Raw genomic sequence first — 17,552 nt, 5'->3', positions numbered from 1 at the left:
TGGGAAATCTTCTGCAATCCCGTTTTATAATTAAAAATTTTATATGCTTATTGTGGTTAATCGGTGCTATTTAAGAAGTTGCTCCCCCCTTCCAATGTTAGGATTTAAAAGGTTATTGATATCTGAGTTTTGCACCTGACCGTTCATATCAAAATCGGCTTTGTTATACCCCGAAACTCCCAGTTGTTGGATTACGGAATTAGTATCAATGTTTTGAATTTGTCCATTCTCATCAAAATCTCCTGAAATCATGGCAAAAATTCCACTACCCATATCTACAACTCCATTTACACCCCCAGCCACTGCAGTGTTAGTTGAGGAGAGATCAACAGTTGTAATTGTTTTGGATAAGTTTATGACAGCAGCTGTCATAATATTTAAGTGATTCCTATGCTTAATTACTATGTAATAATTATCAGCACTTACATTGAATGACATGGGAGAATTTCTATCATCAGTTATAGCTACGACATCTCCATCACGTTGTAAAATTCCAGATTTACCAGCGATTACTTGACTTGGATTATCAGCATCTCTTAACTCTACCCAAACCCAATCTACCATTGAATCAGATCCCGCATCATCCACTTTAATGGCATCTGAAATAGTAGCGCTGTCGCTATAAGGTGAGGTAGAACCGTAAACGCCTCCTGATACACGTAAATCATCTCGCATCAAGCTTTCTTCTCCTGTATTTGGATTTAAAAATGCACCTTGCAAGTATACTTTTAAAGCTATTTGAACACCTAAACAGCTGGTGTCACTAAAACTTGTTGTATTATCAATATTCGTCCAATTGATTGTACTGTAATTTGCATCGTCAACTAAAACACAACTTAAAAGTGGATTACCTGTAATATAAATTAATACAATATTAGTGTTATTCGCGTTTTTAAGATTTAAAGAGCTTAACTCATTATTTGATAGATTCAATTCTGTTAACGCTGTATTGTTTGATAAATCGACACTTGTTAGCTTGTTATTAGACATTCTCAACTCATATAGTAATGTGTTATTACTTAGATCTATACTAGTCAGACCATTATTCCCAATATGTGCTGTTTCCAGTAAAGCATTATTTGATACATCGATACTTGTTATTCCTGTATTAAATGAACAACGTAAATCGGTAAGTGCTATGTTTTTAGAAAGATCTATTGATGTTAACGACATGGCATCTAGTCTTACAAATTCTAATAGAACAAGACTAGTTATATCAATACTTCCAGCATTATTATTTCCAACATCTAAATGAGTTAGTCCAACAAAATCTTCTATTCCAGTAAAGTCTGTAATGGATAGGTTATTTACGTTTAGAGTCGTAATTCCTTCAATTAAATAGGTTGGTACTTGTCCGTCACCAGAAATGTCATCATAACCTAAAGCTTCTAATTCCGCTTCGAAATTTACATCAGGAATTTGTGTGTAACGACAACCTAAATTGTTAAAACTAGCTGTATCATCAACACCTAACCAGTTTGTAGTACTATAAGCGGCATCATCAACAGTAATACATGTTAAGCTAGGATTTCCTGTTGCTATAAAATTCGTAACGTTAGTATTGTTTCCATTTTTAACGTTTAAACTAGTTAAACTGTTATTGTTTACTGTAATTGAAACTAGTCCTGTTTGGTTACTAAGGTCTAAATCGGTAATTGAATTGTCTTGACACCAGAAAGATGTAAGTGCTGTATTAGTAGAAACATCAATAGCCGTTAAACTGTTGTTCCCACAACGTAAATCTAATAACGCGGTATTCAAGGAAACACCTAGGTTTGTTAGGTTATTATTATTACACTCTAAGTATGTTAACGCTATATTATTGGAAACATCAAGGGTTGTTAAATTATTGAATGAACAAACAAGTACATCTAAGTTAGTACTGTTACTTATGTTTAATGTCGTGAGAGGAGTAAACTTTGTGATTACAGAAGTTAGTTGTGTATTGTTTGAAAGATCAAGACTTGTAAAAGTATTTCCTGCACAGTTTAATGTTTTCAATGCGATGAAATCCTCAATACCCGTAATGTCAGCAATTGATTTTGATACGATTGCTAAATCTTCAACTACCTCGATTAATGGTGTTGGTACTTGTCCATCTCCAGAAATATCATCATAGCCTAAGGCCTCTAAAGTTGCCTCAAAATTAGCATCAGGAATACTAGTATATTCACAATAGGTATCACTGAAGTTTGTAGTAGCATCCTTATTTGTCCAGTTGGTTGAACTATACACTAAATCATCAACTAAAACACAGGTTAAATTAGGATTGTTCTCTATTTCAAAAGTTGTAACATTAGTGTTATTACCATTTCTAACATTTAAATTACCTAAGCTTGTATCGTGTGCCCAAAGTTTCTCTAAATTGGTTTGATTACTTAAATCTAAGACTGCAATACCTGTATCATTTACACGTAGTGTTTCGATTTTGGTATTGTTAGTTAAATCTAAGGTTGAAATATTAGTTTCATCTACACGTAGTGATCTTAATTCAGGGTTATTCGAAAGATCGATTGATGTCATAGATGTCCTATAAGCAGAAAGTATTCGAAGCTCTACATGAATACTTAAATCTAATGTTGATATTCCAGAACTATATGTGTATAATTCTCTTATTTCAAGATTATTACTTAGGTCTAAACTTGTCAATCCTCCATTTCCTTGTACCCATAAATCTCTCAAATCTGGATTATTAGATACATCTAGAGAAGTAATGCTATTAGAACCAATATTTAAATTTCTTAAAACAACATTTTTAGATACATCGATTGATGGCAAACTATTGCTATTGATATATAAGTGCTGTAATAAAACGTTCTCACTCACATCTAACGTAGTAAAATTATTACCTCTGGCGTTTAATGTAACTAATGCAGTAAAATTTTCAATTCCTGTTAATTCATTAATTCCAAGATCATTTACTGTTAACGATGTTACCGTTTCAATTAGTGCTGTTGGTACTTGTCCATCTCCAGAAATATCATCATAACCTAAAGATTCTAATCTTGCTTCAAATATTGAATCTGGAATTGCTGTATAACGACAATACGTATCACTAAAGCTGGCAGTATTATCAATACCACTAATCCATCGAGTAGTGCTTGTTGAAGCATCATCAACTAAAATACAAGTTAAAGAAGGATTGTTATCTGCATGAAATTCATGAATTGCCGTATTGTTTCCGTTTTTTATATTGAAGTATGTCAAATCATTATCAGTAACATACACTTCTTCTAAACTTACTGCTTGTGTAACATCTAAACTTGAAATATTATTCTCATAAACAGATAGCTTTTTTAAACTAATAGCTCCTGTGAAATCTAAATCAGTTATACTATTTTCAGATAAATAAACATTAGTGATTGTTGCTGCACTACTTGAAAAATCAATACTAGTAAGATTATTCCTTTGTAAATATAAATCTTGTAAAACTGTTGAATTGATATTCGTTACAGTTGTCAAACCACAATTAGTTCCGTAAAAAGAAGTTAATGCTATATTTGCAGTTAAATCTAAAGTGGTTAAAGGATTGCTGCTTACAATTAAGGTTTGTAATGCCGTATTATTCGTTACGCTTAATGTAGTTAAGTTATTTCCCGTAAGACGTAAATCGTACAATAAAGTATTGTTACTTACATCTAAACTAGCAATACTATTGTTACCTAAGTGTGCAGTTTCTAATAATGTATTACTTGATAAGTCTAAGCCAGCAATTCCTGAATTATAAGAACATCTCAAATCTACTAGTATAGTGTTATTTGAAAGATCTAAACTTGTTAACGAATTTCCGTCAACTCTTAAAAATTCTAGTAAAATTAGATTTGACACATCAAGACTAGTAATATTATTATTACCTACATCTAAATAAGTTAATCCCGTAAAATCTTCAATTCCTGTAAAATCTGATACCGAATGTCCATTTACGGTTAAAGAAGTAACTTCTTTAATTAACCTTGTAGGAACTTTACCATCTCCAGAAATATCATCATGACCCAAAGCTTCTAATCTTGCTTCAAAATTTGCATCTGGAATATCAGTATATTGACAATAATCAGCATCAGTAAAACTTGCAGTACCATCAATGTTCGTCCAATTGGTTGCACTGTAAATAGCATCATCTACTATAATACAGGTTAAAGAAGTATTCCCTGTAGCTATAAAATCTCCATTTGGCATGTTGGTGTTATTGCCATTTTTAAGATTTAAATATGTTAGATTGTTATTTTCACATTCTAATCGTACTAAAGCTGGATTATTTGATACATCTAAACTTGTAAAACTATTATCTGCAATTCTTAATTGTCTTAATAGTGGTAAATTAGATACATCAATACTATTAAAATTAACACGTTCAATAACTATAACTTCTAATAATGGATTTTGAGAAACATCTAATCCGTTTAACAAGGTGTCTTGAAAATATAAAAACTTCACATTAGGATTATTACTTATATCAATACTTGTTAAGTTGGTACAACCTCTTAAATTAATCGTTTCTAAAAGAGGATTACTTGAAACATCTAGACTTGTGAATAAATTATCTCTTAAGTTAACGAATGTTAGGTTGGTATTTTTACTCAAATCTATTGTTAACAATTGATTGTAACGACCTTCTATTGAAGTTAAATTTGAAATTGCGCCTAAGTTTAAATTCGCAATAGTATTATTATCAAAATTTAAAGCTTGAAGATTAGTATTGTTACTAAGGTCTAAACTTGTTAATGTATTTGTTTCTACATTTAAATCTACAAGTGCTGTAAAACCTTCAATACCTGTTAAATCTGCTATATTTTGGTTACTTACATCTAATGTGGTAATTCCTTCGATTAAAGCTGTTGGTACTTGACCATCACCAGCAATATCATCATATCCTAATGTATTTAATCGTGTTTCAAAATTAGCATCAGGGATAGCAGTGTATCTGCAAAAGGTATCATTAAAAATCATCCCGACATCTACATTTGTCCAGTTAGTAGTGCTAAACGTTGCGTCATCTACAACAGCACAGTTCAGGTTTGGTGTACCATCTGCATGAAACTGAGTGAAGTTCGTATTGTTTCCATTCTTTACATTAAGATGATTTATAGGGGTATTATCAACGTATACGTGTATTAAACTAGTTTGAATAGATAAGTCTAATGATTGAATATTAGAATCACTTGCTCTTATAATTCTTAAATTAGGGTTATTACTTAAATCTAATACTGAAATCCCTGTATTGTTTATTCTAAGGTCATCTAATTGAGATAGATTAGAAACATCCAAAGCTGTTAAAGCATTATTATTATATATTTCTACTTTTTCTAAAAGAGGGTTATTGCTAAAGTCATAACTAGTAACATCTGTATTATAAGCCTTTAGAGTAACCAAGTTAGGGTTATTCCTAGTGTCTAAAGTTGTAATGTCATTATACAAAACATCTAATCGCTTCAATAACGTATTATTAGAAATATCTAATACCGTTAAATCATTTGCTCCAATTATTAGTGTTTCTAAATCTACATTTTGAGAAATATCTATACTAGTAATATTATTAGCATTAGCTATTAATTCTATTAATGCAGTAAAGTCTTCAATTCCTGTTAAATCTGAAATATTCTTATTATTAACATCTAAAGCTGTTACAACTTCAATTAATGCGGTTGGCACTTGTCCATCACCTGAAATATCATCATAACCTAAAGCTTCTAACTCTGCTTCAAAATTAGCATCTGGAATTGCCGTATAATTACAATAGGTATTACTAAATGTAGAGGTTGCGTCAATATTTGTCCAATTGGTTGTACTGTAAGTAACATCATCTACTAAAATACAAGGAACAGGGGTTCCAGCAGTCTTGAATCCAGTAATGCTTGTATTAGTACCATTTTTAACATTTAAACTCGTTAACGAGTTTATATCATGAGCAATTAAATTTGTTAAGCCAGTATTTAATGATAAATCTAATTCGGATAAATTTGTGTATGCAACGTCTAATGTAGCTAAATTTATATTTGAACTCACATCTATCGATGTAATGTCTGAATCCCATAAATCTAGAAAATTTAGGTTGGGATTATTACTTGTATCTACTGTCTCTAAATCACAACTTGTACAAGCAAAACGGGTTAATGCTGTGTTAGCTGACAAGTCTATTGTTGTTCCTTTATACTGTCTAATTCTAAAATCTTGTAGTGCCGTATTATTACTAACATCTATAGTGTTGAAAATATTTCCATTTGAAGCCCAAAGTGTTTTAAGATTGACTAAGCTTGAAACATCTAAAGAAGTCAAACTGTTGTATTGAAGTTTTAAGGATTCTAATGCAATAAAATCATTGATTCCTGTTAAATCTGAAATGTTTTGATTGTTTAATTCAAGTGTGGTGATAACTTCAATTAAAGCTGTTGGCACTTGTCCGTCACCTAAAAGGTCATCATAACCCAAAGTATTTAAAGCCGCTTCAAAATTAGTATCTGGTATTTGTGTATATCGACAACCATCATCACTAAATACCATTCCGGAACTTATTTGAGTCCAATTAGTGGTACTATATGCTTTATCATCTACATTAATACAAAATAATCCAGAATTAGAACGAACATCAAAAGTTGTCATATTCGTGTTATTCCCGTTTTTAATATCTAGAGAAGTTAAGCTGTTGTTTCTAGCATCTAGTTGTACTAATGCAGCATTGCTAGTTAAATCTAATGAAGTTAAATTATTGTTATACGCTATTAAAACTTCTAAAACTGTATTATTACTTAAATCTAAAGCAGTAATTGAATTAAAATTACATGTTAATTCTCTAAGTAATGAATTATTACTAAGGTTCAATACTGCTATGTCATCATTAGCAGAAACATCTAATACCTCTAATAATGGATTGTTTGTTACGTCAATTTCATCCAATCGACTACTGTCACTAATAAATGTTTTTAATTGTGCATTATTTGATAGATCTATACTTTCAAGAGGATTAACTCTACAATTTAGATATTCTAAGGCAAGAAAATCTTGAATTCCTGTCATGTCAGAAATTGATCCGTTCGAAACATCTAAAGAAGTTACCACTTCAATAATAGCTGTTGGCACTTGTCCATCTCCAGAAATATCATCATATCCTAAGGCTTCTAAAGCAGCTTCAAAATTTGCATCTGGAATAGCCGTATAGGGAGCTTGATTTACAGATACAGTTCCTAAGTCTAAAACACATGAACCAGAATTATATTTTGCTTTAAGATCATACGAACCTACTCCTAAATTAGTTATATCAGCTGTTCCTGAATCATCACTAAAGGCATATGGGTAAGTTGTTCCTCCATCAATACTAAATTGAATCTCAGTACGTGTAGCTTCATCTGTAAAATTAAGTTTTATAGTTGCATTATTTTGACCTATAAATGCTGATGTAACTTCCGAAATCGAAGCAGTTGGAGTTATTGTACTTGCTAGAGATACAAAATGAATTGCACCGGAATTTGAAGGTGAATCATCTTCATTTTGTCCTATAAGTAGATAAGGATAAGAAACTGCTAACGCTCTATTTGAAAATTCATCCCATCCGCCACCAGAAGTCAGTTTAGTTAATTGAGACCAATTATTAGTACTATCATCTTTAAAAATATAAACGGCATCAGTGCTGTTTGATCCATTTCCAAAAGTTCCGACATATAAAAAACCATTATCTATTACCACATCTGTTCCAAAACGTTGGTCATTATAACTGTCCTTATCATCATTCTGAACCATTACTCTGTTGGCATCTAAATAATCACCATTTATATCGGCTTTATAAACGAACACTCTACCTTGGTCAGCTTCAGGTGTAGAGGATACTTCAAAATTATATGCACCAATAGCTAAATAATCTCCATTAACACTAATAGCGCTACCAAAATACTCAGAGGTTTCTGTACCTCTTAATCTGTGTGTTCGCGACCAAGATCCATCATTAGCTTGGTCCCATATTTGTACCGATCCGGCAGAAGCTCTACCTACAGAAGAATAATCCGCAGGCCCACCAACATAGGCGCGACCATCTTTAACCAAAACATCATAACCAAATTTTGCCCCTGAATAATTAGATTGTACTTGAGGTTCTAATTTAGTTTCGGTGTATGTAAATGTATTGGTTCCATCATTTTCATATAAATAAGCACATCCTCCTACTGCTCCATCCCTAGCTCCAACAAGAATTAAGTTTCCTTCAATAGAAACGGATTCTCCAAAACGATCACCTGAACTTCCATCGCTAGGTTCAAATATTTTAACTTCTGTCCAGGTACTTACTCCATCATATTCAAATAGATAAGCTGCTCCTGAATCTACTACTGATGTATTGGTTTGTGATCTAGCTCCAACAACTAAGTAATTACCCTCTAAGGCAACACTAGATCCAAAATTATCACCTGCAAAACCATCACTAGCTGTTAATATGGTTTGTTGAGACCAGTTTCCTGAACCATCGTTAATATATACATATACTTTCCCTGCTACTGCTCCATTATTGCGAGATACTGTAACAGCAATATTACCATCTATAGCTACTCGCTCTCCAAATCTATAGTTTGAAGTAGCGTCACTCGCTTTTATTTTTACTCCACCAGCACCTGTTGTTGTTATCGTTCCTGAAAAGGTAGTTTCATCTAAAGAACACTCTATAGATTGTGCATTGGTAAATGATATAAAGATGTTACAAAAAGCTAAAACTATAAGTAATCTTTTTTGCATAATCATTAAGGAATTTAAAGTCTAGTTCAAATAAAGAACTAAACTCTCAATTACTTAAAGAATGATCATAGACAAAAAAAAGACAAACCCAAACCGTTGATTAACAAGACTTAAACCAACTAAAATGGACAAAAAAAAGACAATTTAAACCGGAATAAATCACCCATATGACTTTGTTAAGAAGCTTCTAAATAATGTAATGTGGAAATTCCTTTAGGGACGTTAATTTTTTTTCGAAGTCTGAACCTACTTTTTACCACACTTGTATTTGAAATAGCCAACATACTTGCTATTTGATTTGTATCGAGATATAATTTTTCCAAAGCCAATAATCGTTCTTCAGCTTTTGTTAGTGAATACCCTTTTTCTTTTATATTTCTAAAAAAATCTGGATATACACTCGAAAATTTTTCTTTAAAATTATACCAGTCTTCATTTGTAAGAATTTTAACAGAAGTTAAATTTTCAATTTCCTCTTCAGCAGAATTTTTACTTCCTGCCTCTTCTTTTAATCTTTCTATCTCTTCTGTTAATGTTTCTTGTATTCTTCTTTTTTCTAAAAGTTGCTTGGTATATTCTTCTAACGCTTGCTTATTCTTTTCTATTTTCTTGGCCAATGCTCTTCTTTTGTGCTTTCCTTGTTTCCAAATGAAATATGCCGTTAGCAATAAAATGACCACAATTGATAGAAAAACTGACCATAATACTTTTCTTTTTGCTGTAGATAGTTCCTTTTCTTTTTCTAACAGTTGAATGTCATTTTCCTTTTTAAGAATTTCGGCATCCTTTCTTTGTGTTTCAAACTGAGATTGATAATATAAAAACGTATTGTCCTTTACAAGTTTGTTATTCGCTTCCTCTAATTGTAAATAGGTATTTAAATGTTCGAATGCTTTTTTATACTGTCTAGTAGCCCCATAAATTTTAGCAAGTTCTTTTTCTGCACTTTTAACCTTTTCTTCTTGACCCTCTTGACCTTTCAGAGCTAATACTTTTTGTAATGCTTCTTCTGCTTTTCTATACTCTTTCTTTTTACTGTAAACTTTAGCCTGGTATTCATAATTCATTCTCTGGAAAAATTCAGGAGCACTAGATTTTTGAACCCAAGTTTTAGCTTCTTCCAAGTATTTTTCTGCTTCAGAAATATTATCTAGATCCAAATTGTAATCCATATTTAAGTTTGCCAAAAACAAATTAGACAATACCTTTCGTTGCCTGTTTTGTACACTGTCGGCATAAAACTTTGTAGAATCAATATACTTTTTAACTTTATCAAAATTCTTAACTTTTTGATGAATCTTGGCTAAATTCCCATAAGCATAAAATAAGGAAGCGTAGTCTTTTATTTCCTTAGCGTTTTGGAGCACTTTTTCACGTTCTGAAATTGATTTTTCGTGAAAACCATTTTTAGAATAGATACCAGCTAGCTCTGACAAAGTGAAATTTTTATAAAAATTATCATTTAATTCATCATATAATTTATACGCTTCTTCGTAATTAGTGACTGCATTTAAAAACTCATTTAAATCGTTATAAACCTGCGCTGTAAAAAGTCTTGCATCTGCTGCATTAATTACACCTTTATTTTCTTTGATAAAAATATCTCCTGAACGTTTATAATCTGCAATTGCTTTTTGATATTTATCTGTATTATAAAAGTAACTTGCTCTTTTAAGTAGTAAGTGTGCTTCTGTTGTTGGATCCTTAAAAAACTCCTTATATCCTAACATTTTATCTACATAATACTTTGTAGAATCTAGTTTTCCAAAATTGGTATAATGCTGTATAATAAAACGTGCTTTTTGAGCAGCTAAATCATATTTTTTCAACTCCTGAGCAAGCGCTACATATTCATTAAAATAGGTCAATTCATAATCCTTCTTATTTTTAAGAATAGCTTTTGTTAGTTTATCTAAGATCTCGAGTTTTTCATTTTTATCTGAAACAGTTGCTAACTTTTTTTCTAAATCTTCAATAGAGTTTTGTGATATACTGGGGAATGATATCAACCATAAGAAAGTGAATACGACTAATTTTTTTAACATAATGAACTAAAAATGTAGGGTAAATAAAATGTTATTCATTTAAAAACAAATATACATGATACAAAATACAAATTTATATGTGCGAAGTAACTATTGTAATGTAAAAGAAAATAAAGAAGTCTAAATGGTTAGTAACTTTTTATTTAAAATAAAAAACTACTTCAATTTCTTAAAGTAGTTTTCATTATTATTATCTATCTATTTATTTGCCAATTACCACACGATACAATCGTGCGGGAGCCTGGGATACAATCGTATGTATAATAATTCTTTCTATTTACTCTTTCACAACCGTAAGGTGTAATGGTACAAAAGCAGAGATAGCTAACTTTTAGTTACTATAAGCAATACTACTCAAACTTAAACTCCAATTCTATCACAGAATCTTCTTGATAAGAGCTTGCATCTATTTCAATAATTGCTTCTGAATTCTTTCTTAAATACGCATTGAGTATTCTTCGTACATCTTGATTATCAGATTGGCTTTGTAGATTCTCTTGGTAATCTTTTGAAGTATAGGTTTTCTGCTTTTTTAGATAACCATATCCTTTATAAATATTATTCACTACTAAAGCATAGCCTATCTCATTCTCTTCTCTTCCTGCTTCATGTACTACAAAATCTTTGTTATCGAAAGCCAACGAAGCTATTGCTTCAACTACACGACTGTTATAATTTTCTATAGCTTCCTCTTCTCTACAAATACCTCTACATTCTTTTATTTGGTAATGAAAACAGCTACTTACATTGGTTTGTAAATGACAATATTTCGGACATAATTCAAAAGTGCTACACAAACGTTCTACAAAATTTCGTGCTTCTGTAAGCGTATAAAACTTCATCAGTGGTTGATTCACCATTTTTAAATTATTCCACGCTAAATGAAGAATTCCTTTTCTATCATAATAGCTAAACAATGCGTAACCATGCTGCTTTCTTCTTTGCGCTCTGTTATATTTAGGAAACAATCGCTTAATTTCTGCCGATTCTAATAAAAGTGCCAATAACTCATTTCCTGTTTCTGTGTACGTTATATTAGCAGTTGCCATACACATAAGTATTTCTTTCTTTTTCTTATCATGAAAATGACTTAATACTCGTTGCTTGATATTATTAGCTTTTCCTACATAGATGACCTCTTTATCTTTATTCCAGAAATAATAGACTCCATGTTTTTCTGATAAACCATCAAAAACTTCTTTCGCTAATAAAGGTGGTAAGGTTGCTTCTTTAGATCTCGGATTTAAAAAGGAATTAATCACTTTAAAATCATCTACTCGATCTTTTTCGATTAACTTTTGAAATAAAATAACTGTTGCTTCTGCATCTCCTCTTGCTCGGTGTCTGTCTGCAATCGTAATTCCTTCCGAAACACATAGCTTCCCTAAGCTGTATGATTTTTTATTTGGCAATAATTTTCTTGATAATCGAACTGTACAAAGTTTCTTTCTTCGATAGGTTAATCCTAATGATTTAAACTCTTTTCCTATAATTCCATAATCGAAATTTACATTATGAGCTACAAAAATACAGCCTTCTGTAATCTGATAAATCTTTTTGGCCACTTCTTCAAACTTAGGACTATCTTTTACCATAAAGTTGGTAATTCCAGTAAGCTGTGTAATAAATCCAGGAATGTTAGTTCCCGGATTAACCAATGTGGTAAATTCATCAATTACTTGTTCTCCATCGAAAATAAAAATACTTATTTCAGTAATTTTTACTCCTCCGTCAGTTTCTATATCAACTATTGCGTAATTCATTATTGAAGCTTGGCTAATGATTCTAATTCCACTCCTAATTGAGTGAGCATATTGGCAATACTACTTATTTTTAAATCTCTTTCATCATACTCTTGTGTATTGATGCTACAGGTAAATTCCCATAACTCAACCACCTCAGCCACTGGAACATTATACGATGCATAGTTTTTATTATCAGGCACAAGTAATAAAGTATTACTCTCCTCTATTTTATTATACAAACGCTTGTAAGTCATTCCATCATTCTTAGTCACAATGATATATGATGTTCCATCCTTTACATCTCTTACATTTTCAACAAAGCTCGCTATTACATATGAACCATCTTTCATAGGGTGCATAGAATCTCCTTTAATAGGAAATGCTCTGTGTTTTCCTACAGGCAAAAACGGAAGTTTTATTTTTTGTAACTGCTCAATATATTCTGGATCGTCATATCCTAAAAGGTATCCTGCTGAAGCTTCTGTAGGTACTACCTCAATCATATTTTCATTGGTATTATCTACCGCTATTGGAAACAATACACGTTGATTTCCTATTTCTATAAAAGAAGTATCTGTAGCATAAGTCAAATCATTCTTTACCAAAATATCAATCGGTAAATTAAAGTAATTCGAAAAGTTAATCAATGTTTCAATAGGAGGTTCTGACCGACCTTCTTCATAAGAAGAAACTCGAGAACGAGTAATAGACACATCATCAGCAAACTGCTCTTGTGTAAGACTTTTTAACTTACGTAAATGACGGATGTTTTTTGCTATATTTTTCATTTGCTACAAATATAAGCAATCTTTGCTATATTTTGTACTTAATTTTGTAGTATGTTTCTAAATTGTCATACATATTACAGTTTACGCTATGGTTCCATGAGTACTGAAGAGTTATTAGAACTCGCTAAAACCATGAACATCAACACTATTACTTTAACCGACATTAATAATACTACTGCTTGTTTAGAGTTTATACGATTGGCTCCAAAATATAACATTACTCCTTTGATAGGTGTAGATTTTCGAAATAAGGCATGCCAAGAGTTTGTTTTAGTTGCTCAAAATAATAATGGTTTTCAAAATATAAACACCTATCTCTCTGATTTTTTGCATCAGGAGAATTTAGAGATTCCTACAAGAGCCAAAAGCTTAGCTCATACGTTTGTTATATATCCTTTTGAAAAAGACATAGATTTTGAATTAGCTTCTAATGAATTTATAGGAATTTCTCATACTGAATTAACACGACTCCCTTTTTCAAAATGGAAAAACAAATTAGATAAACTTGTAATTCTTCATACGGTAAGTTTTCAAAACAAAAAAGGTTTTAATACACATAGACTCTTAAGAGCTATTGATAATAACGAGCTTTTGAGTCGTTTAGCAACTACTGAACAAGGTAAAGAATGGCATCAGTTTATTTCAAAAGAAGAATTGCTAACCTATTTTGAAGAGTATCCGCAAATTATTGAAAACACACAGGAACTTGTTTCAAAGTGTTCTATTGATTTTGATTTCTCTGGAGAAACAACCAATAACCAAAAAGCATACACAGGGAATGAAATTTTAGACTATAAACTTTTAAAGAAACTGAGTCTTAATGGAATTAAGTACCGCTATCCACAACCTGATTCACATGTATTTGAAAGAATTGATAAAGAATTAGAAATTATAAAAGAAAAAGGCTTTGTATCTTACTTTTTAATCAATTGGAAAATACTCAAATACGCTCGTTCTAAAGGTTATTTTTATGTTGGAAGAGGTAGTGGAGCTAATAGTATTATTGCCTACCTTTTAAGAATTACTGATGTAGATCCTATTGAACTAGATTTATACTTTGAACGTTTTATCAATCTCTATAGAAAGAATCCGCCCGATTTTGATATTGACTTTTCTTGGCAAGACAGAGATGATATAACGGAATTTATCTTTAACCGATTTCCCAATACAGCATTAATTACTGTATACAATACTTTTAAGTTTAAAGCTGCAATTCGAGAGTTAGGAAAGGTTTTTGGATTACCAAAAAATGAAATTGATTTACTGTCTTCTGGAAGCTACAACTATAATACCTTAGATAAATTATCACAATTGGTAATTATTTACAGTACCTATATTCAAGGTTTTCCTAATTACTTGGGAATTCATGCCAGTGGAATACTTATTTCTGAAAAACCAATACATCATTACTGTGCAACTTTTATGCCTCCTAAAGGTTTTGCAACCACCCACATAGATATGGTCGTTGCTGAAGATATTGGCTTGTATAAATTTGATATTCTTAGTCAGCGAGGTCTAGGAAAAATTAAAGATACGGTGTCAATTGTAGCTAATAATCACCCTGAACTCCCTCCTATTGACATTCATAATATTGCAAAGTTTAAAGAAGATGCTCGAATTAAATACCTATTAAAAAATGCGAAAGCTATTGGTTGTTTTTATGTAGAATCTCCAGCTATGAGAATGCTACTTAAGAAACTACAAGTAGATCATTATTTAGGATTGGTAGCTGCTAGTTCGGTGATTAGACCTGGAGTAGCTAAATCGGGTATGATGCGTGAATATATTTTACGCTTCAGATATCCTAATAGAAGAAAAGATGCACACCCTGTACTATTAGATATTATGCCAGAAACCTATGGAGTTATGGTATACCAAGAAGATGTGATTAAAGTAGCACATTATTTTGGAGGGCTTACCTTGGGAGAAGCCGATATGTTACGCCGTGGAATGTCTGGGAAATTTCGATCTCGTGAGGAATTTTTAAAAGTGAAACAGCAATTTTTTGATAATTGTAAAAGCTCAGGAAAGAGTTTTGAACTGACCAAAGATGTATGGAGACAAATAGAGAGTTTTGCTGGATATGCCTTTGCGAAAGGACATTCTGCTTCTTATGCTGTAGAAAGCTATCAAAGTCTATTTTTAAAAGCCTATTACCCTCTAGAATACATGGTAGCTACTATTAATAATTCAGGAGGTTTTTATAGTATTGAATTATACATTCATGAAGCTCGATTACATGGAGGTATTATTCATGCTCCTTGTATTAATACAAGTGAATATTTAGCTATTATTCAAGATAAAGATATTTATCTTGGCTTTCGTTTTTTACAATCTTTAGAAGCAAAAACTATTCAGAGAATTTTAGTAGAAAGAAATGCCAATGGTGCTTTTAGCTCTTTAGATGATTTCATAGAACGTGTTCCTATTTCTGTAGAACAGATTACTATTTTAATAAAAATCGATGCTTTTCGTTTTTCTAAAAAACACAAAAGAGAACTCTTATGGGAAGCACATATGAAAATTAACAATGTAACGGTTGATGAATTTCATATATCCCTGTTTCAAGTAGAAAAGGTACGTTATGAGATTCCTAAGTTAAACTCTACTCAATTAGAAAATGCCTTTGATCAAATTGAGTTATTAGGTTTTCCGTTATCAAGTCCTTTTAGCCTTCTTGTAGAAAAAAAACTTCACCCTATTCGTGCTAAAATGCTTCCTCACTATACAGGAAAATATATTACTATTGAAGGGTATTTGGTTACTATAAAAAAGACAAGCACTTCAAAAGGACAACAAATGTACTTTGGAACATTTTTAGACCTCGAAGGTGATTTTATTGATACGGTTCACTTTCCGTCAGAGGCTAAAAAATTTCCATTTAGAGGTAAAGGCATCTACCGAATAACAGGTAAAGTTATAGAGGAGTTTGATTGTATTTCTATTGAAACAAAAACAATGCAACGCCTTGCCATTATAGAAGATCCCCGATATGCAGACAGTAGAAAAGCACAACGCCCTAAACCTAAAAAAAGCATATTATGAGTACACAAAGATCAATTGTACATATGGATCTCGATACTTTCTTTGTTTCTTGTGAACGATTATTAGATAGTAAATTAATTGGAAAACCCATTCTTATAGGTGGTACCTCCGACAGAGGTGTCGTGGCTTCTTGTAGTTACGAAGCCAGAACTTTCGGAATTCATTCTGCAATGCCTATGCGAATGGCAAAGCAATTATGTCCTGAAGCCATTATTATTCGGGGAAACTCTCAAATTTATTCTAAGTATTCTAATTTGGTTACTGAAGTAATCAAAGAATCGGTTCCTTTATATGAAAAGACTTCTGTAGATGAATTCTATATAGACCTAACTGGAATGGATAAATTCTTTGGTTGTCATCAATTAGCTACAGAACTACGACAGAAAATCATTAAAGAAACCGGACTCCCTATTTCATTTGGACATTCTATTAATAAAACCGTTTCTAAAATTGCTACAGGAGAAGCAAAACCTAACAATCAAATTAAGATTGATAAAGGCAACGAAAAACCATTTCTCTCCCCTCTTTCTGTAAAGAAAATCCCTATGGTTGGTGAAGTTACTTATAGGTCTCTTTGTGATTTAGGATTAAAAAGAATTAAATCTATTCAAGAAATGCCTATTGAAATGATGTCGAGAGTATTTGGAAAAAACGGAGTTTCTATCTGGAAAAAAGCAAATGGAATCGATAACAGTCCTGTTGTACAATATCATGAACGAAAATCAATTTCTACCGAACGTACTTTTGATAAAGACACTACAGATGTTAGAAAATTAGAAAGTATTATTGTGGCTATGGCTGAGAATTTAGCTTATCAATTACGACGCGGAAACAAACTTACTGCATGCATTACTTTTAAAATACGATATTCCGATTTCCAAACCTATACCCAACAACAACGTATTCCTTATAGCGCTGCTGATCATAAAATAATTCCTATTGTTAAAGAGCTCTATAAAAAGCTTTACAAAAGAAGAATGCTCGTTCGCCTTGTAGGGGTTCGTTTTTCTCATTTGGTTGAAGGTGCTCATCAAATTGATCTTTTTGATGATGATGAAAAGATTATCAACCTATATAGCGCAATGGATAAACTAAGAGAACGGTATGGCGATAGAGCTGTAATGCGTGCCCAAGGTATGGAAGCTAAAAGTATTTCTAGATGGAATCCTTTTAAAGGAGAACCTCCTCCATTATTAGCCAATAGAAGAAGGTAATTA

General features: G+C 31.7%; 6 protein-coding genes. 2 read left to right on the top strand and 4 right to left on the bottom strand.

Annotated elements, in window-relative coordinates:
* Nucleotides 1-66 precede the first annotated feature (66 nt).
* From ABNT22_RS08320 to ABNT22_RS08305, 4 genes are all read right to left on the bottom strand, one after another.
* Nucleotides 67-8,712 (bottom strand): hypothetical protein, encoded by an 8,646-nt coding sequence (locus tag ABNT22_RS08320; protein ID WP_348718817.1) that lies wholly within the window; start codon nucleotides 8,710-8,712, stop codon nucleotides 67-69.
* Between the two features lie 176 nt (nucleotides 8,713-8,888).
* Nucleotides 8,889-10,757 (bottom strand): hypothetical protein, encoded by a 1,869-nt coding sequence (locus tag ABNT22_RS08315; RefSeq protein WP_348718818.1) that lies wholly within the window; start codon nucleotides 10,755-10,757, stop codon nucleotides 8,889-8,891.
* 350 nt (nucleotides 10,758-11,107) lie between these two features.
* Nucleotides 11,108-12,520: an exonuclease domain-containing protein gene (locus tag ABNT22_RS08310; protein WP_348718819.1), complete on the bottom strand. Its 1,413-nt coding sequence runs from the start codon at nucleotides 12,518-12,520 to the stop codon at nucleotides 11,108-11,110.
* Nucleotides 12,520-13,290 carry a LexA family transcriptional regulator gene (locus tag ABNT22_RS08305; RefSeq protein ID WP_348718820.1) on the bottom strand — a complete coding sequence of 257 codons (771 nt, stop codon included), beginning with the start codon at nucleotides 13,288-13,290 and terminating at the stop codon, nucleotides 12,520-12,522. Before ABNT22_RS08305 ends, ABNT22_RS08310 begins: the two co-directional genes overlap by 1 nt.
* A gap of 96 nt (nucleotides 13,291-13,386) precedes the next feature.
* Here ABNT22_RS08305 and ABNT22_RS08300 point away from each other — a divergent pair, with 96 nt between their 5' ends.
* The gene (locus ABNT22_RS08300; RefSeq protein WP_348727286.1) at nucleotides 13,387-16,335 is read left to right on the top strand and encodes a DNA polymerase III subunit alpha; all 2,949 of its coding nucleotides are present in this window, start codon (nucleotides 13,387-13,389) and stop codon (nucleotides 16,333-16,335) included.
* On the top strand, nucleotides 16,332-17,549 hold the full coding sequence (dinB, locus tag ABNT22_RS08295; protein ID WP_348718823.1) for a DNA polymerase IV: 1,218 nt from the start codon (nucleotides 16,332-16,334) through the stop codon (nucleotides 17,547-17,549). Before ABNT22_RS08300 ends, dinB begins: the two co-directional genes overlap by 4 nt.
* Nucleotides 17,550-17,552: the final 3 nt, after the last annotated feature.

The sequence above is a fragment of the Tenacibaculum sp. 190130A14a genome (genome assembly GCF_964048965.1).
Classification (GTDB): domain Bacteria; phylum Bacteroidota; class Bacteroidia; order Flavobacteriales; family Flavobacteriaceae; genus Polaribacter; species Polaribacter polynesiense.
Note: the sequence above shows the minus strand (reverse complement) of the source record. Positions and strands in the feature narration are given on the sequence as shown.

What these genes read in the sequence shown, in the direction of transcription:
- ABNT22_RS08320 (WP_348718817.1), bottom strand. Translation starts at nt 8,712, where the DNA reads ATGCAAAAAAGATTACTTATAGTTTTAGCTTTTTGTAACATCTTTATA.
- ABNT22_RS08315 (WP_348718818.1), bottom strand. Translation starts at nt 10,757, where the DNA reads ATGTTAAAAAAATTAGTCGTATTCACTTTCTTATGGTTGATATCATTC.
- ABNT22_RS08305 (WP_348718820.1), bottom strand. Translation starts at nt 13,290, where the DNA reads ATGAAAAATATAGCAAAAAACATCCGTCATTTACGTAAGTTAAAAAGT.
- ABNT22_RS08300 (WP_348727286.1), top strand. Translation starts at nt 13,387, where the DNA reads ATGAGTACTGAAGAGTTATTAGAACTCGCTAAAACCATGAACATCAAC.
- ABNT22_RS08310 (WP_348718819.1), bottom strand. Translation starts at nt 12,520, where the DNA reads ATGAATTACGCAATAGTTGATATAGAAACTGACGGAGGAGTAAAAATT.
- dinB (WP_348718823.1), top strand. Translation starts at nt 16,332, where the DNA reads ATGAGTACACAAAGATCAATTGTACATATGGATCTCGATACTTTCTTT.